Raw genomic sequence first — 24,829 nt, forward strand, 5'->3', positions numbered from 1 at the left:
TAGTGGCAATCCTGCCATTACCTAACCAAAAATATAGATCATGGCTCAACAAGCAGACCTAGACTTTACCTATACCACGATTGACAAAATTTTTCGCCTAAGTATGGGCGAAACTGGGGATTACAGTGGTGCCAAATATGATGGCGATTTTTCAATGACATTGGAAGATGCCCAAAAAGCAAAGCATAAGTTCATAGCGGATAGTCTAAACATCAAAGAGGGTAGCAAGGTGCTAGACATGGCTTGTGGCTGGGCACCTTTCACGCGTTATATTGTTAAAGAACGAGGAGCGACCAGTATGGGGTTGACACTGTCTCAGGGTCAGGCAGATGCCTGTCAGAAAAATGGATTCAATGTGATAGTGAGAGATTGCCGTACGGTAAAGCCGGAGGATTATGGTACGTTTGATGCCATTACATGCATCGGAGGCTTGGAGCATTTTTGTTCAGTGGAGGAGTGGCAGGCTGGCAAACAGGAGCAGGTCTACAAGGATTTTTTCAAGGTGCTTTATGATTTGCTGCCAGTAGGAGGCAGGTACTATATGCAAACGATGACGTTTAGCAAGAATATGCTACCTTTTGAGGAGATCGATATCAATGCAGAGCCAGGTTCTGCTTCGCACGTTCTTGCACTGATGATCAAGGAGTTTCCAGGGTCTTGGTTGCCCTACGGTCCTGAAATGGTGATCGATTGTGCTAAGCCATATTTCAAGCTGATTTCGCAGAGCAGTGGTCGATTGGATTATATCGAGACGATCGGTCAGTGGAGAAAGAAGTTCAGGAAGTTCAATTTGAAGAAGTACGGCTTGTATCTTTCGTTGATCCCGAAGTTCTTGACCAATAAAGAGTTTAGACACCAAGTAGCCGTTTTCAAAGTCAGCCCAAACCGTGTATGCTTTGAGGAGGAGATTATGGATCACTACAGGTTGGTATTTGAGAAGATATGAGGATAGTCAACTAAAAAAAGCCCATCATTCTTTCGAACGATGGGCTTTTTTTTAGTAGCGTAGTATGTCGTCTAGCCCTTGTTTCAGTTGAGCCAATTGGGCTTTGTCTATGTTGCCTATTTTGTGCTGTAATCTGTCTTTGGAGACCGATCGGATATGAAAAATCAATACTTCAGAGGGTTCTATGAGGTTGTTGAAGGTGTCTGGTTTTAAGACAATATTTCCTTTGTAATTTTTTATTTTGGTAGTCAGAGGACAAACTATGACTACCTTCAGGTATTTGTTCATCAAGTCTCCACTGAGAATGACAGCAGGCCTACGCCCTGCTTGTTCACTACCTTTTACAGGGTTCAGATAAAGTTCCCAGATTTCACCTTGTTTCATCTGTATCACTTAGCTGTGTCATGTATTCGATCATGCCTTCTTCTGCGATGAGTATCGTGTCCTGATCCTGCCCTGCCAATTTATAGGAGGAGACATATTCTGCCCTATTGATTTGGTCTAGATAGATATCTAGTGCCTTTTCGATTAATTTGTTTTTAGGCAATTTGAGTTTTTGAGCAGTGTCATTGAGACGTTGCAAAAGCGAATCGGGTAGGGAAGAAGTAAATGTTGTCATATCTTTTATATTTACGATTTGTAAATATAAAAGATATTAATTATTCTGTGAAACAAAAAAAAGAGTCCTAACAATCTGATTGTTAGGACTCTTTTTTTGCTTTTTGTAAGTAAGTGTTTAGCTACCACAGCCTACACATTCGAAATCTGAATTGGCTTGACCAGCTCTATCGGTCAATTCTGCTGCCTCTGATTCTACTTTTTTGTCTTTGGTAACAGTGAACTTGATCGCATCAGCCGCAGCTTTCGTTCTCAAGTAGTACATGCCTGTTTTCAATCCTTTCTCCCATGCGTAGAAGTGCATAGAAGTCATCTTGCCGAAGTTAGGCTCCTGCAAATGGATGTTCAAACTCTGACTTTGGCAAATGAACGCCCCTCTGTCAGCCGACATATCGATGATCGCTTTTTGTGAAATCTCCCAAACCGTCTTGTAGATGTCTTTGATCTCCTGTGGTATCTCAGCGATGTTTTGAATAGAACCGTTTGCGTTCATGATTCTGTTTTTCATGCTGTCGTCCCAGATGCCAAGCTCTATCAAATCACTCATCAAGTGCTTGTTCACAACAGTGAACTCTCCTGATAGTACTCTTCTCAAGTACATGTTGGACGTGTAAGGTTCGAAGCATTCGTTGTTGCCAAGGATTTGAGAAGTCGATGCAGTAGGCATGGGAGCCAACAGTAATGAGTTTCTAACCCCGTGCTTTTTCACTTCTTGTTTCAAGCTAGTCCAGTCCCATCGATCTGTTGGTGTTACATTCCACATGTCGTACTGGAAGATGCCTTTTGATACTGGTGAACCTTTGAATGTTTCGTAAGCACCCTCTACTTTGGCGATGTCCTTAGAAGCTGTCATTGACGCGAAATAGATTGTCTCGAAGATTTCGCTGTTTAGTTTTCTAGATTCAGGAGAGTCGAATGGCATTCTTAATTTCATGAATGTATCCGCCAACCCTTGTACACCGATACCGATAGGTCTGTGTCTCATGTTTGAGTTCTTAGCCTCTGGTACTGGGTAGTAGTTCACATCAATCACTTTGTTCAAGTTCTTGGTGATCACATAAGTGATGTCATATAGCTTCTGATGATCAAACTCGTTGTTCTCGTTGATGTACATCGGCAATGCGATAGACGCTAGGTTACATACAGCTACTTCGTCTGGAGAAGTGTACTCGACGATTTCTGTACACAAGTTACTAGATTTGATCGTACCTAAGTTCTTCTGATTCGACTTCTTGTTGGCAGCGTCTTTGAAGAGCATATATGGTGTACCTGTCTCGATCTGAGATTCGAGGATTTCGAACCATAGGTCTTGTGCCTTGATGGTTTTTCTGCCTCTACCTTCTGATTCGTACTTGGTGTATAGCTTTTCAAACTCCTCACCGTGTACTTCTGCCAATCCTGGGCATTCGTGCGGGCACATTAGTGTCCATTCGCCATTTTCTTTAACTCTCTGCATGAATAAGTCTGGAGTCCAAAGTGCGTAGAACAAATCTCTTGCTCTCAACTCTTCTTTACCGTGGTTCTTTTTCAAGTCCAAGAAATCAAAAATATCCGCATGCCATGGCTCTAGATAGATCGCAAAGCTTCCTTTTCTTTTTCCCCCGCCTTGGTCTACGTATCTAGCTGTCATATCGAAGTTTCTCAACATCGGTACGATACCATTGGATACGCCGTTAGTTCCTTTAATATATGATCCAGTCGCTCTTACGTTGTGAATGCTCAGTCCGATTCCCCCTGCAGATTGAGATATTTTAGCGGTTTGTTTCAGTGTATCGTAGATCCCATCGATACTGTCATCTTTCATTGTTAGTAGAAAACAAGAAGACAACTGTGGCTTAGGTGTACCTGCGTTGAATAGCGTAGGTGTCGCATGTGTAAACCACTTTTCAGAAAGCAAGTTGTAGGTCTCGATAGCCGCTGGGATATCTTCTTTGTGAATGCCTACTGCTACTCTCATGAGCATGTGCTGTGGTCTCTCTACGATCTGGCCGTCTAGCTTCATGAGATATGATCTTTCGAGTGTTTTGAACCCAAAGTAGTCATACCCAAAATCTCTATCGTAGATGATAGAAGAGTCTAGTAGCGCTGCGTTTTCTTTGATGATACCATATACATCCTTTGCGATCAACGAAGCATTCTCGCCAGTTTTAGGATCTATGTAGGTATACATTCTCTTCATTGTGTTAGAGAATGATTTGCTTGTAGTCTTGTGTAGGTTAGATATAGCGATACGAGCAGCAAGTTTGGCAAAATCCGGGTGGACAGTTGTCAAAGCAGCAGCGGTCTCAGCAGCTAAATTGTCTAGTTCTACAGTCGTTACACCGTCGTAGATTCCATTGATCACTTTTTTAGCGATATCAATAGGCTCAATGAAGGAGGTGTTGAGACCGTAGCAGAGTTTTTCGATTCGGGCAGTCACTTTATCGAACTTCACAGATTCGCGGCGACCATCTCTTTTTATTACTAACATAAGGCGATAGGGAATAAGGGGTTATCTAATATTATATTAAAAGTCTTCGTCTAAACTAAATTTTGGAGAGTCATCATTGCCATCGTTCATGACTCCCGCTTTTTGGTATTCTGCCACTCTTTTTTCAAAGAAATTGGTCTTACCCTGTAATGAGATCATTTCCATGAAATCAAATGGGTTGGTAGCGTTGTACACTTTGTCGCAGTTGAGCTCCATGAGTAATCTGTCTGCAACAAACTCAATGTACTGACACATTAACTCAGAGTTCATTCCGATCAATTTGACAGGAATCGCATCAGTGACAAACTCCTTCTCTATGGTTACGGCATCACAGATGATTTCTTTGATGGTTTCCACAGAAAGTTTGTTGACCAAGTGGTCGTTATATAACAAACACGCAAAATCACAGTGTAACCCTTCATCTCTAGAGATCAACTCATTCGAAAAAGTCAATCCTGGCATCAAACCTCGCTTCTTCAACCAGAAGATAGAGCAGAAAGAGCCAGAGAAGAAAATACCTTCTACAGCGGCAAAAGCAATGAGGCGCTCAGCAAAAGATCCATTATCGATCCATCGTAGCGCCCAGTCTGCTTTTTTCTTTACACAAGGGATAGTTTCCACTGCGTGAAACAGCTTGTCTTTTTCTTTATTGTCCTTTACATAAGTATCGATCAGTAGAGAATAAGTTTCCGAGTGAATGTTTTCTATGGCTATCTGAAAACCGTAAAAGAACTTCGCTTCAGTATACTGTACTTCAGAGACAAAGTTCTCCGCGAGGTTCTCATTGACGATTCCATCACTGGCTGCAAAGAACGCTAAAACATGCGTGATAAAATGCCTTTCTCCATCATTTAAATTGTTCCAATCTTTTAGATCTTGACTGAGGTCAATTTCTTCAGCAGTCCAAAAACTAGCTTCTGCTTTTTTGTAGAATTGCCAGATGTCATTCTTCTCGATTGGGAACAAAACGAACCGGTCTTTATTCTCTCTGAGTATAGGTTCATTTTCAATATGTTGATTCGCCATTATAGTTTTATTACACGCTGTTTTTAATCGATATCTTTAAGTCTCTCCCTAGAAACAATAGCAATGAGTCACCGTTCGACATAAAAACCCTGTCGAAATCGATCACTGGCACTTCTTGAATTATTTCTTTGAATTACTTGACCTGTAGGTATGAAGAGTCCTTTGATCAAGCAGTACAAATATGAAAAAAAGACCTCAAAAAATCAATCTCTACACCCGTACCAAAGTGATGTTTTGACCTATGTGGAAAAATAAGTTAAATGTATGATATACAGTGTGATACTACTTATTTGTAAATTACAACTTGATCTAAAACGAGTGTTTTGGAGGGTATGAAAAAAGTGAAAAAAAAATATTTTTTTTTGTCATGATAAAATGCTAGAGAAACTATTGGGAAAGCGGAGGTTTCGTGTTAGTTTTGCAGTCCGAATTTTTATAAGGCATATTTTAATAATATTATGTACGCAATAGTAGATATAGCAGGAAAGCAGTTCAAAGTAACGCAAGACCAATTCATTTATGCTCCAGCATTGGAGGGTGAAGAGGGCGCTTCCGTAGAGTTTGACAATGTATTGTTAGTGGATAACGACGGTGCGGTCAAAGTAGGTACTCCAACAGTAAAGGGTGCTAAAGTTACAGCCAAGATTCTTTCGCATGTGAAGGACGATAAAGTGATCGTCTTCAAGAAGAAAAGAAGAAAAGGTTACAAGAAGAAAAACGGGCACAGACAAGCCTTGACAAAAATATTGATTGAGACCATAAAATAATATAACACCATGGCACATAAGAAAGGAGCGGGTAGTTCTAAAAACGGAAGAGAGTCACATAGTAAACGACTAGGGGTGAAAATCTTTGGCGGTGAGAAAATCATAGCTGGTAACATCATCGTGAGACAAAGAGGTACAAAGCACCACCCAGGCGTTAATGTTGGAATCGGTAAAGATCATACATTGTTCGCATTGACTGACGGTGTAGTAGAGTTTAGAAAAGGAAGACAAAACAGATCATTTGTATCTGTAGTGTCTAAAGAGGTTGCTCAGGCATAATCTGAAAGTATAAACTATCTAGTTCCTTAGCGTTCTAGAGAGGAAGTAAAAAGCACCAAGGAATCCCTTGGTGCTTTTTTGTGTTATACTTTTGTAGTGTTGGGCATAAAAAAGCCTTGCTAGAAATTTTGCATCTAGCAAGGCGAAATGATTATGTGCGAAACTAATTACTTAGCAGCAGCGAATCTTTTGTTTACTTCGTCCCAGTTGATCACGTTGAAAAATGCTGCGATGTAGTCTGGTCTTCTGTTTTGGTAGTTCAAGTAGTAAGCGTGCTCCCATACGTCCAGTCCAAGGATAGGTGTACCTTCGCATCCTGCTACTGGCATCAATGGATTGTCTTGGTTGGCAGTAGAACAAATTTCTAGCTTACCGTCTTTGACACATAGCCAAGCCCATCCAGAGCCAAATCTAGTGGCTGCAGCTTTGGCGAACTCGTCTTTGAAGTTGTCTAACGAACCGAAAGCTGAATCGATAGCTGTTGCTACGTCTCCAGTAGGGGTTCCTCCACCGTCTGGGCTCAATACTGACCAGAATAGAGAGTGGTTGAAGTGTCCACCGCCATTGTTTCTGACAGCAGTATTGTCACTGTGGTTTTTAACCAATTCATCAATAGATTTTCCTTCTAGATCCGTACCAGCGATGGCATCATTCAACTTGCTGATGTATGCAGCGTGGTGTTTGCCGTGGTGGATTTCCATTGTCGCCTTGTCAATGTTAGGCTCCAATGCGTCGTGTGCATATGGTAAAGGTGCTAATTCGAAAGCCATGATTTTGTCGTTTTATGTTCAAAATTTATTTACTCGTAAAAGTAGAATTTCTTTAACAGAATGAAAGAGAAACTTATCATTCTATTCTATTAAAAGATTGTTAACGTCAATCTCTCAGTTTTGAGAAGAAAGATGTAACCAAGTTACCACATTCTTTTTCCATGATGCCGCCTGTTACTTTGGCTTTGGGATGGAGTACTTGTCCTTGCAGTCTGCTGTAGCCTCGTTTGTCGTCGTGTGCACCGAAGATGATTTCATCTACTTGTGACCAAAATGTAGCACCAGCACACATGGTACAAGGTTCTAGTGTGACATAGAGTTTACAATTCGTTAAATATTTTGACCCGAGATAATTGGCTGCAGAGGTGATGGCAAGCATCTCTGCATGTGCCGTGACATCATTGAGTCGCTCGGTCTGGTTGTAGGCGCGTGCAATGATTTTATTGTCGCAGACCACTACTGCACCTACGGGGATTTCTCCTTCTTCGAATGCGTACTGTGCTTGTTTTAGCGCTTCCTTCATGAAGGCCTCATCGCTGTGTAGACCTTGTATCATTTGATTTTTCCTTTGATGCGGACATCGTCCATGATCTGGTGTGCGGCTCCTTGCCATTCCTCCTGTAGCTGAGAAGGGCTAGTGAAGTTAAATACTAGAGCATGCTTGCCGACAATGATGTATTGGATATAGGTGTATTTTTGGATGCTGCCTTCGTTGCGAAACGAGTCTTTGTCTGGATTGACAGTGGAGATGAATTCCATGTAGACGGCTTTTCTTCCGTTGATCTCTTTGGTGCCTTCGGAGATGATTTTGACGTCATCATAGAGGTTGAAAACGTTGGATTTTTGAAAATCTGCCATGATTTCAATGTCTTTTTCTACCCACTGGGTGACGGATTGATTGACACCTAGATCGATGGTGAGGTCTCTGTTGGTATAAAGTACTAAAGGACGTTTGGTGGTAAAGTACTTACTGGCGATTTCGTCATCCGTCATCGGTCTGAAATCCGAGGGGATCAGCATGCTGATGTTGTCGGTGACCTGTACAGGGCTAAGATCCTGCGTGTAGGATTGGATTAAAATAGATAAGCTTATAAAAAATAGTTGCATGTATGTCTTGTTTGTGCCCGCAATATAAGGCTCATTGTGCAGTTTCACTTCGGTCAATGGACTCATTCGCATGGTCTTGATATATGGATATTGCATCTCGGAAAAAATCAAAATTAAAGTAGTTCGCTATGAAGCCCAATACCTTACAATGATTAAATTTGCGCCTCGTTTTTTACAAACAAAAAAAATAAGCATGCTTAGAACTCACACATGTGGAGAATTAAGAGCCGAACAGGCGGGTAGCCAAGCGACCTTGTGCGGCTGGGTACAAAAAGTAAGAGATAAAGGTGGTATGGTCTGGATCGATCTTCGTGATAGATATGGTGTCACCCAATTGATATTCGAAGAAGGCGTAACAGATACTAAGGTGATCGAAATGGCTAAAACCATTGGTCGTGAGTTTGTGCTCAAGGCTTCTGGTGAAGTGGTAGAACGCTTTGCGAAAAATGATAAGATAGAAACGGGTGATATTGAAATCAAAGTCACCGATTTAGAAATATTGAATGCATCGAAAGTACCTCCATTTATCATCGATAATGATACCGATGGTGGAGAGGAACTCCGAATGAAATACCGATATCTAGACCTGAGAAGAGGAGAGGTGAGGGATAAACTGATGCTTCGTCACAAAATGCTACAGGCGACTCGCAAGTATCTTTCTGACTCCAGCTTTATGGAGGTAGAGACGCCTGTACTGATCAAGTCGACTCCCGAGGGAGCTCGTGATTTTGTCGTCCCATCCCGTGTGAATAAGGGTGAGTTTTATGCTTTGCCACAGTCACCGCAGACTTTTAAGCAGCTGCTGATGGTTTCGGGTTTTGATAGATACTTCCAGATCGTGAAGTGTTTTAGAGACGAGGATTTGAGAGCGGATAGACAACCAGAGTTTACACAGATTGATTGTGAAATGTCTTTTGTGTCTCAGCAGGATATTCTGGATACTTTCGAAGGCTTGACGAGATTCTTGTTTAAAGAAGCACTAGACGTAGAGGTCGGTGAATTTGTACACATGCAGTACGATGATGCGATGAGACTCTATGGGTCTGATAAGCCAGATGTGAGATTCGGGATGCAATTCGTGGAGCTGAACGATGTGGCGCAAAATAAAGGTTTCAACGTATTTGATCAAGCGGAACTCGTGTTAGGGATTTGTGCAGAAGGATGTGCAGATTGGACGAGAAAGCAGATTGACGCATTGACGGATTTTGTCAAGAGGCCACAGGTAGGAGCCAAAGGTCTCGTGCATGTCAAATGTAACACAGACGGCACTTTCAAATCCTCGGTAGACAAGTTCTACTCGCAAGAGGATTTGAAAGCATGGGCGGACAAAGCGGGTGCTAAGCCAGGTGATTTGATTCTTGTCCTATCAGGAGGGATCGATGCGACGAGAAAGCAGATGAATGATCTGCGTTTGCATATGGGAGATTTGCTCGAATTGAAAGACCCGATGAATTTTAAGCCACTTTGGGTATTAGATTTCCCACTCCTAGAGTGGGATGAGGAGACGCAGCGTTACCATGCTATGCATCACCCATTTACCTCTCCGAAAGAGGAGCAAATTCCGCTGTTGGATACTGATCCAGGTGCTGTGAAGGCCAATGCGTATGATTTGGTGATCAATGGTGTGGAGATTGGTGGTGGATCGATCAGAATCCATGATCAGAAGACTCAGGCTTTGATGTTCAAGCACCTCGGGTTCAGCGACGAAGAGGCTAAATCACAGTTTGGCTTCTTGATGGAGGCATTCGAATATGGTGCGCCTCCACATGGTGGGATTGCATTTGGGTTCGATAGATTATGCTCGATGTTTGGTGGGTCAGATTCTATCAGAGACTTTATCGCTTTTCCTAAAAATACTTCAGCCAGAGACGTGATGATCGAGTCACCGTCTCCTATTTCGCGTGATCAGTTGGATGATCTCGGGTTAGATTTACTTCCAAGCGAGTAAAACGTGAAAGCCTGGTTGATAGCTATCACCTTCCTGTTGCTAGCCAATGTGGTTAAGGGGCAGGTGGGTGATAGTACTATTGTAAGCTCGGTTAAAGACAAGAAAAAGTATGCTTTCTACCCAGTGGTGGCTTATTCGCCAGAAAGCAAATTGAATTTAGGAGCCATTGCGTTTGTCGTTTTGGATCACGAAAAAAAAGGTGAAACGAGTGAGTTTTACCGTCCTACTTCGATCACACCCTATGTGGTCTTTACTACCAATAAGCAGATATTGGTTAAGTCCGAGTTCGATTTTTTCTTCAAGAGCGGTATCAATCTCAATTTCATCTCACGTATCTACAAGTACCCTGATTCCTATTATGGGGTCGGCAATGATACGGATCCAGAAGCTTACGAACGCTATGGTAACAATTATATCCAGTTGGTAGGTCAGGCGCTAAAGCCGCTCAATAGTAAGGTCTTTTATGGATTGACTTTTGACCTACAGTACAACGATATCCAACCAGATGATGGAGGGATGCTGGAGATGCAAAACCCCACCGGGGTGAGTGGCGGGCGCAATGTTGGTATCGGTCCAGCGGCTAATTATGACTCGCGTAATAGTACGTTATATCCTACGGCAGGTATGCTATTCAAGAGTTCGATCGGGCTATATGGTCGTGCGATAGGAGGGGAGTATAACTATGTGACTTACAACTTTGATTTTAGGCATTATTTCGAGTTGCTCGGACCAAAGAATATACTGGCCTATCAGTTTCGAGCCAATTTCATTACTGGGGATGATGTGCCTTTTTATAAGCTTAATGTGATGGCTGGGGACAATTATCTTCGAGGGTTTGATCACCGCAATGTCTACATGGACAGGCAAAGTATGTATTTTCAAGTAGAGGGGCGTCAGGACTTATTTTGGCGGCTAGGTGGAGTGTTGTTCGCGGGTGCGGGTCAGGTGTTTGACACGTTTTCGGAGCTGAATGCGGAGGATGTGCGTTTTGTCTATGGATTTGGTGGTCGGTTTCAGGCCATGAAAGATCAGAAATTGAACTTGAGAATGGATGTCGGCTTTACGGATAATGGTCAGTACGCATTTTATTTGTCTGTGCGAGAGGCCTTTTGATCCTTGGAATTATTAGTTTTGCAGGTAACCAGCTGAATAAGAAATTTATTTATGGCAGAGAAAAAAAAACTACTTTACGTTGATGACGAGGTGGCCAACCTCAATGTCTTCAGAATAGCATTCAAAAGAAGGTATCAAGTAACTACTGCGGGTAGTGCAGAGGAAGGTATGGAGCTACTGGAGAACGAAAAGTATGACGTCATCGTCTGTGATCATCGTATGCCTGGTATGACTGGGGTAGAGATGCTTCAGATCGTCAGTGATAAGTTTCCAGATATGATCAAGATCATTATCTCTGAATATGTCAACGATGAGATCATTCGCCACGCGATTAAGTCCTATGACTTGGATGGTAGCATGGGCAAACCATGGGATGCAGAGGAGTTGATCGCTATGATTGAGAAGAATAATTAACGATGGAGCTGGATATTTCTACACCGGCTTTATTATTCCCCGCCATTACCTTGTTACTACTGGCCTATACCAATCGCTTTTTAGCATTGGCTACCTTGATTCGAGGATTGCACTCGGAGTATCAAAAAAACAATGATTTGAAGTTGGTAGTCGATCAGATCAACAACCTACGCAAGAGGTTAAATCTTGTGAGGCGAATGCAGGCGATGGGGGTACTCAGTTTCCTTTTGACGGTGGCTTGTATGATTGCACTTTTCCAAAAGAGCCACATTATCGCCAATTATTTGTTTGGAGCCAGTCTAGTGTCTTTACTGATTTCTCTAACATTTTCCCTGATCGAAATTCAGATTTCAACTCGGGCACTCAACATTGAGTTGAGTGATATGGAAGACGCTCGGTGAGTAAAAGCCTGTAAATGGCACAAGCGATTGCTTGCACCTGTGGTTAATAAGTTGATAGTGGTTTACTTTTTCTTTTTCTGAGCAGCTTTGGCCTCTTCGGTTGCTTTTTTTGCCTCCAGTTTAGCTTTTTCTGCTGCTTTTTTTGCTTCCATTTTGGCTTTTTCAGCAGCCTGTTTTGCTTCTAATTTTGCTTTTTTCTCAGCCTCTATTTTAGCTCTTTTTTCAGCTAGAATGGCTTGTTTCTTTTTCTCTTCTTCTACTTTTTTAGCTAGTTCTAGGGTTTTGTATAACCCAGATTGGTTTTCCTTGGAGATCTTAACGATTAGTTCCTTGGGTTCTGACGCAAACAACCCGCTGATGAAAGCACCTAATGATTTAAACATAGTGATATGGTTTATTCTAATTGTTAACCTTTAATAAACAGGCAATGATAAAACCTCTTGCTCAAGAAAAGAAAGCAGGCGGCTAATAATTTAGTTAATGATCTCCTCAGTCTTAACTCTTGCGATTTAAAAATGAACGTATCAATGTGTTGCTTAAGTAAGCGGGAGGAATAATCTGGAGAGAGGCTTCACCCAGACCTATCGGCCTGAGTGAAGCCTTCTATTAAGGCTGGTCGTAGTTTCTGTTTCGTAGTATGTTGCGCAGATATAGTCCTGATTCGGTTAGGCTTCCTGCTGTAGGTGTTTGATTGCTTGTCGTACCAGGTAAGAAGATAGATGCGCCTTCTTCTTTTTCAGAGACGGCCCAGTTACACCACGAAAGCTGGTGCTTGTCCATCCATTGCATCCATTCTTTGGTACTGGCATAGTTGATGTCTCCATCCCCATCGGCATTGATCACACCAAACTCAGATACGAAAATACAGGTGCCTGCAGCAATGGCACGATCTCCGATATCTCTTAAATCTTGTTTATGCGTGCCAGCGTAGAAGTGTAAGACATAGGCCACATTGTTGTCTTCTAGAGGTTTTTGAGCCACTTCGTCTACACGCTGAGACCAAGTGCGTGTACCACAGAGAACGAGATTGTCAGGGTCGTGCTGGCGGATCGCAGCGATTACGGATTGCGCATAGGGCACGAGCACATCCGCCCAAGAATCCTCTAGAGGTTCGTTGTAAATCTCATAGATGACATTCGGTAGGTGTCCATATTTTTTTGCCATCTGGCTAAAGAAATCAACTGCCGACTCGACATCTTCAGATGCTGTATGTGCGTGGTAGTCGATGATCACGTAGAGACCATTGTCTACAGCTGCTTGGATGAGTTGATCTACCTTTTGTAGTTCGACTTCTGGGTTTTCGATATATCCACCGTGGTTTACTCCCATCGCGGCGCGAATGATATCACACTGCCAGTCGTCTGCTAGATAATCGACGATGGTTTTATTGTAGAACTGTCCCTGCCATTGGCTCCAAAAGAAAGACATGCCTCGGAGTTGAGCGACTTCTCCGTGTTCGTTGAGTAGCTGATGTCCTTTGACTTGTAGATTGCCATGTTGCTCTATGGGACTTAGTGTGGGGTGCTCTGTTTCTTCTATTACCGTTTCTGTTTTGGCACCTTCTTCAGAAGTGTCTTCTGTTGTAGAGCAAGCGAAAACTAGCATCATGCATAGGCATAGAATTCCAATGGTTCGAAAGTTCATTTGTAAAGTGTTTATGTCAATAATTATTTCTCAAATGTAAATCGACGACTGTAAGCAAGGGTGCTTGAATATCCCAAATGACGACTGTAAATACTCTGCGTGTTTTTGTAACTGTACTGATTAATAGGTGGTTGGTTAAGGTGGGCATTGTTTAGTGTAATTTTTTTAGAAGGGAAATGAAAGAAGAAAAGTCCATATGTGTTCTAGGTCAGCCTGAAATAGTACGCATGATGCATGAACTGAAACAAATGATGCATAAACCTATAGAGCCTGCTGATTCGCATCAAAATTGATGGTATATGCTTGATTTGTGCTATTTCTAGAAGAGATACTTCTGTTAATTGCTTCTACGATTTTGAAATAATTAGGAATAAAAATGAAGAGTAAGCGAAAATGGCAATGGCTGATGGATGGGTTGTTGGTTTTGGCATTGGTCGCTCTGTTTTTTGTCCTCATTTCATTTTTGTAAAACTAGTAGTGTTAACAGTGAATTTATGAAGAACATGATTAAAGTAGTACGCGCAGTAGCGGCGGTAGTAGTGTTGATGGGGTTGTCCATGTGTAGTCAGGAGAATGCCTACCAGTATGCGTATATGAACCCTGATCTAGCCCCAGAAGAAAGGGCGATCGACCTGGTGAATCAAATGACCTTACAAGAGAAGGTGTCTCAAATGAAGTATGACGCGCCTGCGGTACCTCGTTTGGGTATCCCGAGATACAACTGGTGGAATGAGTGCTTGCATGGAGTAGGTCGAGCAGGTGTGTCAACGGTTTTTCCACAAGGAATAGGAATGGGAGCTACTTGGGATGTGAATCTGATGTCTAATGTCGCTACAGTGATCTCGGACGAAGCACGTGCCAAGCATCATAAGTTTATCAGCGAAAATAAAAGAGGGATATATCAAGGGTTGACGTTCTGGACACCTAATATTAACATCTTTCGTGATCCGAGATGGGGCAGAGGTCAGGAAACTTATGGAGAAGATCCCTATTTGACCAGCCGCATGGGTGTGGAGTTTATCAAAGGACTACAAGGTGATGATCCGAAATATTTGAAAGTAGTCGCCACGGCCAAGCATTTCGCAGTGCACAGTGGTCCTGAAAAATCAAGACACGAAGACAACTATCAAACCTCTGACAAGGACTTAAAAGAAACATACCTTCCAGCTTTTAAATCAGCGATCAAAGAAGCTAATGTGCAGTCTGTCATGTGTGCTTACAATAGATATAGAGACGAGGCGTGTTGCGGTAGCAATCTGCTGCTGACTAATATATTAAGAAATGAATGGGGATTTGACGGCTATGTCGTGTCAGACTGCTGGGCGATCAACGATTTTTATATGCCTAATCGACATGGAGTATCAGACTCGCCAGAGGAGGCGTCTGCTCTCGCGGTAAAAAGCGGAACAGATCTCAACTGTGGAGATACCTATGACCCGAACCTGAGCGAAGCAGTACTCAAAGAACTCATCGATGAATCGGAAGTAGACCAAGCGCTCGTTAGATTGATGGCAGCACGGTTCAAGTTAGGAATGTTCGATGATGAAAGTTTGGTGCCTTATGCTAGCATTCCATATAGTGTGGTAGCGAGTGAAAAGCATCACAAGCTATCCAAGAAAGCAGCTTTAGAGTCTATGGTGTTGCTAAAGAACGAAGGAAACTTATTGCCACTGAGCAAGGAGGTATCGACTGTGGCGGTCATCGGACCCAATGCCAATGACAAGCAATCGCTGTTAGGCAATTACCATGGTACGCCTGTTAGTCAGGTTACTCCTTATCAAGGGATCAAGTCGAAGTTGCCCAATGCCAAAGTGATCTATGCTAAAGGATCTGCAGTAGCCGAAGGCTGGCCACTGTTGACGCCCATCCCTAGTCAGAATTTAAGGTCTGGTGAAAAGAATGGACTGAAAGGCGAATATTTTCCGAACGAAAAATGGGAGGGAGACCCAAGTATCTCACGGACCGACGAGACGGTGGACTTTGTATGGTTAGATAGACCGATCAAAGAATTGGCAACTGATACGTTTACGGTTAGATGGACAGGTCAGCTCGTGGCAGATCAGTCGGGAACCTACCGTATTGGGTTCAGAGCCTGTAATGTAGGCAAAGTGTACATCAACGGTGAATTGAGAATTGACTTCCAAGATGATCACCACCCTACGATGAAATACTATGATATGGAATTGACTGCTGGTCAGTCGTATGATATCAAAATCGATTATTACAACTTCCATGCTGATCCACAGGCACAATTGCTATGGGCAAAATTGAATGAAGACCTGTTGACTCCAGCTATCGCAGCAGCTCAGCAAGCAGATGTAGTGGTGATGTGCCTTGGATTGACGCCAGATATCGAAGGAGAAGAAATGCCTGTAGTGTTAGAAGGGTTTGATTCGGGAGATCGATCAGACATTCAGCTACCAGCTTCACAGCGAAAGCTGCTAAAAGCAATCTATCAATTGAACAAACCGACGGTAGTAGTTTTGATGAACGGGAGCGCCTTGGCAGTGAATTTCGCTGCTGAGAACGTCCCCGCTATTCTAGAGGCCTGGTATCCAGGTGAGTTTGGTGGAGAGGCGATAGCCGATGTGCTATTTGGGGATTACAATCCAGGAGGTAAACTGCCTGTGACTTTCTACAAGTCAACGGAGGATCTACCAGATTTTAAAACGTACGACATGACGAATCGAACTTATAAATACTTCGAAGGAGAGCCTTTGTTTCCTTTTGGTCACGGGTTGAGCTATACCAGTTTCGCTTATGATCAGTTCGATGTAGCGGAGACCAAAGCGGGGGATGTCATGACTGTGTCAGTATCCGTGACCAATACAGGGGACAGAGCAGGAGAGGAAGTGGTACAGTTGTATGTGTCAAATAGAAAGAATAACCCGAATGCAGCGAAGAGATCGCTGGTAGGGTTTGAAAGAATTGCGCTAGAAAAAGGGCAGAGCCAAAACGTGAGTTTTGAAATCTCTGCAGAGCAATATGCACAGATCACACAAGACGGACAGGTGATCGTAGAGCCAGGGGAGTTGGAAGTAATAGTAGGAGGAAAGCAGCCAGGATTTGAAGGCGTGGCTGATGCGAAGAGTTCGCAAGTGTTAACCAAAACAGTGAATATCCTATAACAGATATAGGCTGGGACTATTGGAGTAGTCCCAGCCGCATCGAATTCTGAGAATTCGACTTACTATTTAATTACTAAAAGCAAACTATTATGAAAAAACGATTACTAAAAGTAATTGCTCTCAAAAGAGCAGTGCTATCGATTGTTTTGATACAGTGTCTATTGATGACAGGCGTGATGACGCACGCTTCGTCTCGAACCATGAGTATGGATGACATTACGGTCAAAGGAAAAGTCACAGATGCCGATGATGGATCGGGTCTACCAGGTGTCAACGTCCTCATCAAAGGATCGGCGACTGGTACAGTGACAGATTTGGATGGTAACTATACCATCACGGCAGACGAAGCGGGCACTTTGGTGTTTAGTTTCATAGGATACTTGACACAGGAAGCGCCTATCTCTGGTAGATCTACTGTGGATGTAAGCATGGCACTCGATGTGAAATCACTAGAAGAAGTAGTGGTAGTAGGGTATGGTGAGCAGCGCAGATCAGAAGTGACTGGTGCGATTAGTTCAGTATCCTCCAAAGACGTGGTGTCCGTACCTGTAGCAACAGCCGATCAGGCGCTACAAGGTCGAGCAGCAGGTGTGACTGTGATCAACAATGGATCACCAGGGACATCTCCTACTGTGACCATTAGAGGTCTCAATAGTACCAGTAACAACGGCCCTTTGTATGTGATCGATGGAGTGATATCATCCGGTATGGGCAGTCTTAACCCTAATGATATTGAGTCGATTCAGGTGTTGAAAGATGCGTCGACGACTGCTGTATATGGATCCAAGGGGTCTAATGGTGTGATTATGATCACAACCAAAGGCGGTCAGGCTGGTAAGGTGACTGTAGATATCAACGCATATGCAGGTACACAGTGGACTTCCAACCGATATGACTTGCTGGATACGGATGAGTATATTCAATATGCAACTGATGCATTTGGAGCTCCTACCAGAATGACCGATCCACAGTATTCAGCTATGTTAGAAAATGACACGGACTGGCAAGATGAGATTTTTCAGCAGGGCGCAATGCAAAGTTACAATGTAGGTGTATCTGGTGGAGGTGAAAACAGTGCCTTTAGAATTTCTGGAGGATACCTGTCTCAGGAAGGAATTATCATCAGTACAGGTATGGATAGGTATAACTTCAGAGCCAATAGTAATTTTAACCTAGGCAAATTGAAGATCGGTGAGAACGTATCGATTTCTGTCAGTGAACAAAATCCTGAAACAAGTAATGGTGGACGATCAGTGATAGAACACGCGATCAAATCTGCACCATACTTGCCAGTGTACAACGAGAATAACCTTGGTGGTTACCAAGGGCCTAACAGTTCTATTGATGGTCAAGATGCTGAAAACCCAGTAAGAGTTTTGGAGATGGGGTCTATCTCGGATAAGCGCATGACGGTTATCGGTAATATCTATGCGCAATATGAGATCATTTCGGGATTGAATTTTAAATCGCAGGTTGGTGGTGAATTCCAGAATTTCGATTACAGATTATTCAAACCATCGTACGATGATGATAGTGATGGAGCGACCCATGCACAAAATTTTGCGCTAATAGGTCATAGTCAGGGGTCTTTACAGACAGTTATTTTCACCAACAGTTTGAACTATAAGAAGACTTTTGCAGAAAAGCACAACCTAGAGTTGCTAGCACTAGCAGAGCAGACTTCTACGATCACACAAAACCTGAACGCGAGAAGTAACAATGAGATTTCGGATGATGTGAATCAGGTTTCTACTACGGATGTTAACCTTTCTTCTTATACCAATGAGTATATCAGAGTAGGTTACTTGGGTAGAATCAACTACAACTATGATGGTAAGTATTTGGTAGGGGCGTCCATCCGTACGGATGCTTCTTCGAGATTTGGTGCGAACAACAGATGGGGTACTTTCCCGTCAGTATCAGCAGGTTGGAGAGTGAGCGAAGAACCATTCTTACAGGGAGTTAGTGCCATCAGTAATTTGAAATTAAGAGGTAGCTGGGGTAAAACAGGAAACGATAATATCGGTAACTATCTATACTCTACTAATGTTGTATCCAATTTCCACTATGGAATCAATGGAGGCGATGCGTTAGGAGCCACTGCTTCTGGGTTGGCTAATCCTGATTTGAAGTGGGAGGAAACCGCCATGACGAACATTGGTTTGGATCTAGGTTTGTTGAACAATCAGTTCACTTTAGCAGCCGAATACTATATCAATAAGAGTAGCGACATCTTGATGCCACGTGTACTACCACTTTCTTCTGGGTTCCATAATGGAAGTGTAACAGAGAATATCGGGCAGATGGAGACCAAAGGGGTCGAGTTGAATTTAGGATTCCAAGATTTCGAGGGTGACTTTCAGTGGTCAGCATCACTGCTGTTCGGCACCAGTAAAAATGAAGTGTTGGATCTAGGAGAAAACGATGCGATCACAGGAGCGACATTCGAAGGACAGGATATTTCTAGAACAGAAGTTGGACATCCTGCATTCCAATTCTATGGATGGCAGTTCGACGGGATATTCCAAAATCAAGGAGAAATAGATGCTCATGCGACGCAACCCAATGCTGAACCAGGTGATTTTAGAATAGTAGATGTAGATGGTAACGGAGAAATCACAGATGATGATCGTACCTTCATAGGCAACCCTTTCCCTAAGTTTACATACGGTTTGAACCTCGCTGCATCCTACAAAGGACTTGACTTTAGTCTTTTCTTTAATGGAGTCTCTGGAAACGAAATCTACAATACCAACATCTATGATTTGGAAGGGATGCCGAGATTGTTCAACTCGGGTACAGCAGTACTGGACAGATGGACAGGAGACGGTTCGTCCAATTCCATACCTAGAGCTGGAGGGGCAGGTACTAACCTACAGACATCTAGTCGTTTCGTAGAGGATGGTTCTTTCTCTCGATTAAGAAACGTGACCTTGGGCTATGACTTGACGAGACTAGGAGGGGTAGGTGACATCTTTACCAACTGTAGAGTCTATGTGAGTGCGCAAAACCTATTGACATTTACCAAATACTCAGGACTGGATCCAGAGGTAGGAGCCTATTCCAATAGAGAAGTAAACTCTCCTCCTGGTGCTATTGGTTCTACCCCTACTAATGCCAACGGACAGCCTACGGGCAACTTTGAGTCTGGGGTAGATAGAGGTAATTACCCTATGCCTAAGTCATTCATTGCAGGGATTGAAATCACATTTTAATCGTAAACAGGAATCATTATGAAATTTAACAGATATATAATAGCAGGATTGATGTCTTTATTGGCACTCAATGCCTGTGATCAAGATAAGTTGGAGTTGACCAACCCGAACGATTTGTCTCCTGAGACATTTTTGGTGACTCAGGCGCAAGCACAGTCTGCGGTCAATGCTGTGTATGCCAACCTTCAGACGAGAGGATTGTATTCTAGAGGGATGTTTTTCTCTATGGATAACATGTCTCATGAGAATTCTGGAAACCCACAACTGGAAGCAGATAAGGTGCAGTATTTGAACTTTACTTTCGATCCGAGTCATGGATTGATTAGAGCATACTGGGAGAGTTGCTACCGTGGAATCAACAAGTGTAACTATGTGATCGATAACGAAGAAAAAATCAGAGCTATCGTTTCGGCTGACTTTACTGATGCGATGAAGGATAACTTTATCGGAGAAGCTAAGTTCATGAGAGCTTATTATTACTTCTTGTTGGGTACTCGGTTTGGAGACATCCCGTTGGTCATCACGACACCTACTTCGGGTGAAGGAACACCGAAGAGCCCCGTGAGTGCAGTGTATGACCAGATCATACTGGATTTAACTGATGCTGCTGATAAGTTGTTCGCGGCAGGTGATGCAGAAAACGGTAGAGCTACCAGTGGAGCTGCTTATGCTTTGATGGGTAAAATGGAATTGTATCGCGGCAATTATGGCGCTGCGAAAACGGCTTTTAACAATATCCTCGGAGATTATTCTTTGGTAGCGGATTATACTGACAATTTCTTGGAAGAGACTGAGTTCAATGCAGAGTCAATTTTTGAAGTGTCTTATGATATAGCTGTAGGGAAGTCTGACCAGTGGAATTCTGACGCTTCGGGTAGTGGATTTATCGCCAGTACTTTCCGTGGACAGGAGTATGGATGGAATGACTGGTACAATGCTTATCCATCAGATGCTTTGGTTGCAGAGTTCGAAACAGGGGATCCTAGGTTGAGCGGTAATTTTTATTTCAATGGAGATGCATTTGCTGGAGGGACAGTGAGCCTTCCTGCCTATGGAGACCCAGCGGTACAGCGTACTCAAGCGTGGAGAAAGTATAGCAACTACTATAAGGATGCCAATGAAAATCAAGAATCTGGGATCAACTTCAGGGTCATTCGTTATGCGGATGTACTGTTGATGATGGCAGAGATCGAGAACGAAGTAGGAACAGCAGCAGATGCGGTCGGTTATCTAAATGAGGTCAGAGACCGTGTAGGTATGCCTAATTATGGTACCGCCGTGATGGATGCCGCTGGATATCCAGTAGGTACGAAAGCACAGATTTTTGATGCGATCGTACATGAGCGTATGGTAGAGCTGGCTGGTGAGCAGGTGAGATTTCCGGATTTGGTTCGATGGGGTTTGGCTGAGCAGGAGCTAAGTACTTTCGGGTTCGAAGCAGGAAAGCATGAGGTTTTCCCTATCCCGCAGCAAGAGATTAATTTTAATAGTAGTCTTTCTAATGATGATCAGAATTTTGGTTATTAAATAGATTGAGTAATAATCGTAAAGGAATGGCTGGTATCAGCCATTCCTTTTTTTTACCAAATGAGGTTTATGGCACACAATTACAAACAGTATTTAATTATCCTTTTGGTCTTATCCCTGTTCGCATGTGATGAGTCTAAGCAACCTCTCCCCTCTACTACCTTATTCGAGAAGGTCTCACCCGCTGTGTCATCTGTACGCTTCGAAAACACCCTCACCGAAACAGATACACTCAATTACTTCAATTACCCCTACATCTACATGGGAGGGGGAGTAGCTGTCGCTGATTTCAATCGCGATGGGTTCAACGATATTTTTTTCACTGGCAACATGGTGGATAACAAACTCTACCTAGGGAAAGGTGATTTTACCTTTGAGGACGTTACAGCACTGTCTCAGACCGCTGGTGATACACGCTGGATGCAGGGTGTGACCATATGTGATGTCAATACGGATGGCAAGGTAGATCTTTATATCAGTGTGTCAGGTCAGACCGATTTATGTAAAAACATTCTCTTGATCAATATGGGAAACAATGATGCGGGTGTGCCATTGTTCGAGGATCAAGCCGAGCAGTATGGTATAGCTGATACAGGACACAGTACCCAAGCTGCGTTTTTTGACTATGACAAAGACGGAGATTTGGATCTTTATGTAGCCAACTATCCCATTACACGTTTTGACTCTCCTAATTTTTACTACGCCCAGATGAACCGAAATGCTAAAAGCAAAGATTCAGATCACCTCTACCGAAACAATGGTGACGGTAGCTTTTCGGATGTGACAAAGGAAGCGGGTGTGCTCAATTTTGGGTTGTCACTGAGTGCCTCTGTAGCGGATATAAATAATGATGGCTGGCAGGATATTTACGTATCCAATGACTTTGCAAGTCCTGATTTTATTTACATGAACAATGGAGACGGCACATTTACCGATCAGTCTAAGGTGGTGACTCGACAGACTTCATTCTATGGTATGGGATCAGACATAGCTGATTACAACAATGATGGTCTGATGGATGTGATCCAAGTCGATATGGCGCCTGAGGACAACCGTCGATCCAAAGAAAATATGTCAGGAATGAACCCCGCTAGTTTTTACGAACTGGTAGACTTGGGATTGCATCACCAGTATATGTACAACTCCCTACAGCTCAATCGTGGCTTGGATGCAAATGGCTTACCTCAACTCAGCAATGTGGCTTGGTATGCCAGGATGTCGTCTACAGACTGGAGTTGGGCACCTTTGTTTGTCGACCTCAACAATGACGGCTGGAAAGATGTCTTCATTACCAATGGCACACGTCGAGATATCAATAACAATGACTTTTTTAAGAAACTAGAGAAAGACGAGGTGTACTTTCCTTCCTCATCCGAGCGAGACAAAATACCTGTCGAAAACGTAAAGAAAATGCCATCAGAGGCTATCACGAACTATGTATTTCAAAACAATGGTGATTTGACTTTCTCCAAAAGGATGAAAGAGTGGGGACTGGATGACAAAAGCTTTTCTAATGGTGCTGCCTACGCAGATTTGGACAATGATGGTGATTGGGATTTGATCGTCAATAACATCGATGAGCCAGTAGGTATCTATCAAAATCATGCGAGTGAAAGCAAAAGCTATCTGAAAGTTAAATTCCAAGGGTCTGCGGCTAATCCGCTAGGTGTCGGTGCAAAAGCCTATGTATGGAGTGATGGCATGATGCAAGTAATGGAGATGGTACTGGCTAGGGGATTTCAGTCTTCTGTAGAGCCTCAATTGCTCTTTGGTTTGGGGACTGCTCAGCTCGTAGATTCTTTGTGTGTCGAATGGCCTGATGGGCGAATGCAGACGCTCAATGATATTGAAGTGAATACGTCTATCAAGCTCGTTCAGGACGAAGCGACACAGCCAGCTAAACAGAAGGAAGGGAAAGGCGAAACCATTTTTGAGGACATAACTATGGCTGCTCAGATGGATTTTGTTCATCAGGAAAACGCATTCGATGACTTTATGTTTCAGGTTTTACTTCCTCACAAGATGTCCAATTTTGGTCCAGCGCTAGCAGTGGGTGATATGAATGGTGATGGCTTGGATGATGTGTATGTAGGAGGAGCGGTTGGTTCTTTGGGACAGGTAATGGTGCAGTCAGCTGATGGTACATTTAGTCCAGTCAGTTTTCAAGATGAACGGGACAAAAACTACGAGGATATGGATGCCGCTTGGCTAGATCTAGATGCAGACGGTGACTTGGACTTGTATGTGGTTAGTGGAGGAAATGCCTATGAAAGAGGTAGTCAAAACTATCAAGATAGAATATACCTCAATGAGGCGGGTAGCCTAAAACGGGCGATGGATTCACAGCCAGAGCTGACAGGAAGCGGCTCGTGTGTGAGAGCCTATGACTATGATAGGGATGGAGATTTAGATTTGTTCGTCGGGGGACGACACAGTCCTAGGAGCTACCCAGAGGCGGGGCAGTCCTACGTATTGGAAAACAAACTGGAGTCTGGTAAACTGTTATTCGAAGATGTGACTGAGCGTGTAGCGCCAGGACTATCCGATGTGGGAATGGTCACAGATGCGCTATGGACAGATATCGATCAGGACGGAACTCAGGATTTGATTTTGGTGGGTGAGTGGATGCCTATTACCGTGTTTGCACAGCGTGATGGAGTTTTTGTCAATCAATCTGCGGATTATTTCGAGGGGAACACGACCGGCTGGTGGTTTAGTATAGATCAGGCCGATTTTGATCAAGATGGTGATTTAGACTATGTACTTGGCAACCTAGGCAAGAACTACAAGTACCAGGCGAGTCCCGAGGCGAGTTTCAATATTTACGCCAGTGACTTTGATAGCAACGGCCAAAAGGATATCGTACTGAGCTATCATAATTTTGGAGAAGAATACCCTGTGCGTGGGCGTGGGTGTTCGTCTCAGCAGATTCCTAGTATCAAAAAGAAATTCAAGGACTATCAGTCTTTCTCTCAGGCAAGCGTAGTGGACGTGTATGGTGCGGAGGATTTGGAGACTTCTTTGAATCACAGTGTAGAGCGTTTTGCTAGCGTGTATATAGAAAACCAAGGAAATGGAAAGATGAAGTTGACTGCTTTGCCCAATGAGGCTCAATTGAGTACGGTTAATGATTTAGTCATCCGTGACTTTGATCATGATGACAAACTGGATATCCTCCTAGTAGGAAATCTATATGCGAGCGAAGTGGAGACGCCACGGAATGATGCTGGCTTGGGGTTACTACTCAGAGGAGATGGAAAAGATGGTTTTGAGGTGGTGTCTATGAGCGAGAGTGGTGTTTTTATTCCACATGATAGCAAGAAGGCAGTAGCAATTCAGTTAGGCAGTCAGTCGGGTGTGGTGGTTGCCAACAATGGGGGACGGTTATACTTGTTAGAAGAAAAGGATAAGCAATAAAGAGCTTTTGGTGTGGTGTTTTATTTTGAATCAAAAGAA

21 protein-coding genes are annotated in these 24,829 nt (G+C 43.2%); 11 read left to right on the plus strand and 10 right to left on the minus strand.

Annotated features, from left to right (window positions below; all coding sequences use genetic code 11):
- Positions 1–40 precede the first annotated feature (40 nt).
- A complete protein-coding gene (locus tag BGP76_RS01100; protein WP_073120136.1) occupies positions 41–946 on the plus strand; it encodes a class I SAM-dependent methyltransferase in 906 nt (301 codons plus the stop codon).
- Between the two features lie 51 nt (positions 947–997).
- Here the strand turns inward: BGP76_RS01100 and BGP76_RS01105 are convergent, their stop codons facing one another.
- From BGP76_RS01105 to BGP76_RS01120, 4 genes are all read right to left on the minus strand, one after another.
- Positions 998–1,330, minus strand: coding sequence for a type II toxin-antitoxin system PemK/MazF family toxin (locus BGP76_RS01105; protein WP_073120133.1), 333 nt, complete (start codon positions 1,328–1,330; stop codon positions 998–1,000).
- Positions 1,317–1,565 carry a ribbon-helix-helix domain-containing protein gene (locus tag BGP76_RS01110; protein ID WP_119843305.1) on the minus strand — a complete coding sequence of 83 codons (249 nt, stop codon included), beginning with the start codon at positions 1,563–1,565 and terminating at the stop codon, positions 1,317–1,319. The genes BGP76_RS01105 and BGP76_RS01110 overlap by 14 nt, the downstream gene beginning before the upstream one ends.
- Positions 1,566–1,682: 117 nt before the next feature.
- Entirely contained in the window at positions 1,683–4,034 is a 2,352-nt protein-coding gene (locus BGP76_RS01115) for a ribonucleoside-diphosphate reductase subunit alpha (protein ID WP_119843306.1), read from the minus strand.
- Positions 4,035–4,070: 36 nt separating this feature from the next.
- Complete coding sequence (locus BGP76_RS01120) at positions 4,071–5,060, minus strand: ribonucleoside-diphosphate reductase small subunit (protein WP_073120125.1); 990 nt, start codon at positions 5,058–5,060, stop codon at positions 4,071–4,073.
- A 458-nt stretch (positions 5,061–5,518) separates the two neighbouring features.
- Between BGP76_RS01120 and rplU the strand changes: the two genes are divergently transcribed.
- Both rplU and rpmA read left to right on the plus strand, forming a co-directional pair.
- Positions 5,519–5,827 carry a 50S ribosomal protein L21 gene (rplU, locus tag BGP76_RS01125; protein ID WP_073120122.1) on the plus strand — a complete coding sequence of 103 codons (309 nt, stop codon included), beginning with the start codon at positions 5,519–5,521 and terminating at the stop codon, positions 5,825–5,827.
- A 9-nt stretch (positions 5,828–5,836) separates the two neighbouring features.
- Positions 5,837–6,106, plus strand: a complete 270-nt coding sequence (gene rpmA, locus BGP76_RS01130; RefSeq protein WP_073120119.1) for a 50S ribosomal protein L27 — start codon at positions 5,837–5,839, stop codon at positions 6,104–6,106.
- Between the two features lie 167 nt (positions 6,107–6,273).
- Here the strand turns inward: rpmA and BGP76_RS01135 are convergent, their stop codons facing one another.
- From BGP76_RS01135 to BGP76_RS01145, 3 genes are all read right to left on the minus strand, one after another.
- Complete coding sequence (locus BGP76_RS01135; protein WP_073120116.1) at positions 6,274–6,876, minus strand: superoxide dismutase; 603 nt, start codon at positions 6,874–6,876, stop codon at positions 6,274–6,276.
- A gap of 106 nt (positions 6,877–6,982) precedes the next feature.
- The gene (locus BGP76_RS01140) at positions 6,983–7,432 is read right to left on the minus strand and encodes a nucleoside deaminase (protein WP_073120113.1); all 450 of its coding nucleotides are present in this window, start codon (positions 7,430–7,432) and stop codon (positions 6,983–6,985) included.
- The gene (locus BGP76_RS01145; protein WP_119843307.1) at positions 7,429–8,079 is read right to left on the minus strand and encodes a hypothetical protein; all 651 of its coding nucleotides are present in this window, start codon (positions 8,077–8,079) and stop codon (positions 7,429–7,431) included. The genes BGP76_RS01140 and BGP76_RS01145 overlap by 4 nt, the downstream gene beginning before the upstream one ends.
- A 97-nt stretch (positions 8,080–8,176) precedes the next feature.
- Here BGP76_RS01145 and aspS point away from each other — a divergent pair, with 97 nt between their 5' ends.
- From aspS to BGP76_RS01165, 4 genes are read left to right on the plus strand one after another with little or no spacing between them, the layout of a single operon-like run.
- The gene (aspS, locus tag BGP76_RS01150; RefSeq protein WP_119843308.1) at positions 8,177–9,931 is read left to right on the plus strand and encodes an aspartate--tRNA ligase; all 1,755 of its coding nucleotides are present in this window, start codon (positions 8,177–8,179) and stop codon (positions 9,929–9,931) included.
- 3 nt (positions 9,932–9,934) lie between these two features.
- Positions 9,935–11,044 (plus strand): BamA/TamA family outer membrane protein, encoded by a 1,110-nt coding sequence (locus BGP76_RS01155; RefSeq protein ID WP_119843309.1) that lies wholly within the window; start codon positions 9,935–9,937, stop codon positions 11,042–11,044.
- Positions 11,045–11,095: 51 nt separating this feature from the next.
- The gene (locus tag BGP76_RS01160; RefSeq protein WP_073120101.1) at positions 11,096–11,458 is read left to right on the plus strand and encodes a response regulator; all 363 of its coding nucleotides are present in this window, start codon (positions 11,096–11,098) and stop codon (positions 11,456–11,458) included.
- A 2-nt stretch (positions 11,459–11,460) separates the two neighbouring features.
- The gene (locus tag BGP76_RS01165; protein WP_073120098.1) at positions 11,461–11,859 is read left to right on the plus strand and encodes a DUF2721 domain-containing protein; all 399 of its coding nucleotides are present in this window, start codon (positions 11,461–11,463) and stop codon (positions 11,857–11,859) included.
- 62 nt (positions 11,860–11,921) lie between these two features.
- On the opposite strand, the gene BGP76_RS01170 is transcribed toward BGP76_RS01165, so the two are convergent.
- From BGP76_RS01170 to BGP76_RS20405, 3 genes are all read right to left on the minus strand, one after another.
- Positions 11,922–12,242 carry a hypothetical protein gene (locus BGP76_RS01170; RefSeq protein WP_119843310.1) on the minus strand — a complete coding sequence of 107 codons (321 nt, stop codon included), beginning with the start codon at positions 12,240–12,242 and terminating at the stop codon, positions 11,922–11,924.
- 223 nt (positions 12,243–12,465) lie between these two features.
- Positions 12,466–13,503, minus strand: coding sequence for a glycoside hydrolase family 5 protein (locus BGP76_RS01175; protein WP_221409831.1), 1,038 nt, complete (start codon positions 13,501–13,503; stop codon positions 12,466–12,468).
- 261 nt (positions 13,504–13,764) lie between these two features.
- Positions 13,765–13,959, minus strand: coding sequence for a hypothetical protein (locus BGP76_RS20405; protein WP_119843311.1), 195 nt, complete (start codon positions 13,957–13,959; stop codon positions 13,765–13,767).
- A gap of 38 nt (positions 13,960–13,997) precedes the next feature.
- On the opposite strand from BGP76_RS20405, the gene BGP76_RS01185 reads away from it, so the two are divergent.
- From BGP76_RS01185 to BGP76_RS01200, 4 genes are all read left to right on the plus strand, one after another.
- A complete protein-coding gene (locus tag BGP76_RS01185) occupies positions 13,998–16,631 on the plus strand; it encodes a glycoside hydrolase family 3 C-terminal domain-containing protein (protein WP_119843312.1) in 2,634 nt (877 codons plus the stop codon).
- Positions 16,632–16,720: 89 nt separating this feature from the next.
- Positions 16,721–19,846: a TonB-dependent receptor gene (locus tag BGP76_RS01190; protein WP_221409832.1), complete on the plus strand. Its 3,126-nt coding sequence runs from the start codon at positions 16,721–16,723 to the stop codon at positions 19,844–19,846.
- A gap of 18 nt (positions 19,847–19,864) precedes the next feature.
- The gene (locus BGP76_RS01195; RefSeq protein ID WP_119843314.1) at positions 19,865–21,373 is read left to right on the plus strand and encodes a RagB/SusD family nutrient uptake outer membrane protein; all 1,509 of its coding nucleotides are present in this window, start codon (positions 19,865–19,867) and stop codon (positions 21,371–21,373) included.
- Between the two features lie 69 nt (positions 21,374–21,442).
- Positions 21,443–24,790 (plus strand): FG-GAP-like repeat-containing protein, encoded by a 3,348-nt coding sequence (locus tag BGP76_RS01200; protein ID WP_119843315.1) that lies wholly within the window; start codon positions 21,443–21,445, stop codon positions 24,788–24,790.
- The last annotated feature ends 39 nt before the right edge of the window (positions 24,791–24,829 follow it).

It is taken from the genome of Reichenbachiella sp. MSK19-1, assembly GCF_003590315.1.
GTDB lineage: Bacteria > Bacteroidota > Bacteroidia > Cytophagales > Cyclobacteriaceae > Reichenbachiella > Reichenbachiella agariperforans.

What these genes read in the sequence shown, in the direction of transcription:
- BGP76_RS01105 (WP_073120133.1), bottom strand. Translation starts at nt 1,330, where the DNA reads ATGAAACAAGGTGAAATCTGGGAACTTTATCTGAACCCTGTAAAAGGT.
- BGP76_RS01170 (WP_119843310.1), bottom strand. Translation starts at nt 12,242, where the DNA reads ATGTTTAAATCATTAGGTGCTTTCATCAGCGGGTTGTTTGCGTCAGAA.
- BGP76_RS01135 (WP_073120116.1), bottom strand. Translation starts at nt 6,876, where the DNA reads ATGGCTTTCGAATTAGCACCTTTACCATATGCACACGACGCATTGGAG.
- BGP76_RS01100 (WP_073120136.1), top strand. Translation starts at nt 41, where the DNA reads ATGGCTCAACAAGCAGACCTAGACTTTACCTATACCACGATTGACAAA.
- BGP76_RS20405 (WP_119843311.1), bottom strand. Translation starts at nt 13,959, where the DNA reads ATGAGGACAAAAAACAGAGCGACCAATGCCAAAACCAACAACCCATCC.
- BGP76_RS01115 (WP_119843306.1), bottom strand. Translation starts at nt 4,034, where the DNA reads ATGTTAGTAATAAAAAGAGATGGTCGCCGCGAATCTGTGAAGTTCGAT.
- BGP76_RS01110 (WP_119843305.1), bottom strand. Translation starts at nt 1,565, where the DNA reads ATGACAACATTTACTTCTTCCCTACCCGATTCGCTTTTGCAACGTCTC.
- aspS (WP_119843308.1), top strand. Translation starts at nt 8,177, where the DNA reads ATGCTTAGAACTCACACATGTGGAGAATTAAGAGCCGAACAGGCGGGT.
- BGP76_RS01160 (WP_073120101.1), top strand. Translation starts at nt 11,096, where the DNA reads ATGGCAGAGAAAAAAAAACTACTTTACGTTGATGACGAGGTGGCCAAC.
- BGP76_RS01200 (WP_119843315.1), top strand. Translation starts at nt 21,443, where the DNA reads ATGGCACACAATTACAAACAGTATTTAATTATCCTTTTGGTCTTATCC.
- rplU (WP_073120122.1), top strand. Translation starts at nt 5,519, where the DNA reads ATGTACGCAATAGTAGATATAGCAGGAAAGCAGTTCAAAGTAACGCAA.
- BGP76_RS01165 (WP_073120098.1), top strand. Translation starts at nt 11,461, where the DNA reads ATGGAGCTGGATATTTCTACACCGGCTTTATTATTCCCCGCCATTACC.
- BGP76_RS01175 (WP_221409831.1), bottom strand. Translation starts at nt 13,503, where the DNA reads ATGAACTTTCGAACCATTGGAATTCTATGCCTATGCATGATGCTAGTT.
- rpmA (WP_073120119.1), top strand. Translation starts at nt 5,837, where the DNA reads ATGGCACATAAGAAAGGAGCGGGTAGTTCTAAAAACGGAAGAGAGTCA.
- BGP76_RS01195 (WP_119843314.1), top strand. Translation starts at nt 19,865, where the DNA reads ATGAAATTTAACAGATATATAATAGCAGGATTGATGTCTTTATTGGCA.
- BGP76_RS01140 (WP_073120113.1), bottom strand. Translation starts at nt 7,432, where the DNA reads ATGATACAAGGTCTACACAGCGATGAGGCCTTCATGAAGGAAGCGCTA.
- BGP76_RS01190 (WP_221409832.1), top strand. Translation starts at nt 16,721, where the DNA reads ATGAAAAAACGATTACTAAAAGTAATTGCTCTCAAAAGAGCAGTGCTA.
- BGP76_RS01185 (WP_119843312.1), top strand. Translation starts at nt 13,998, where the DNA reads ATGAAGAACATGATTAAAGTAGTACGCGCAGTAGCGGCGGTAGTAGTG.
- BGP76_RS01145 (WP_119843307.1), bottom strand. Translation starts at nt 8,079, where the DNA reads ATGCAATATCCATATATCAAGACCATGCGAATGAGTCCATTGACCGAA.
- BGP76_RS01120 (WP_073120125.1), bottom strand. Translation starts at nt 5,060, where the DNA reads ATGGCGAATCAACATATTGAAAATGAACCTATACTCAGAGAGAATAAA.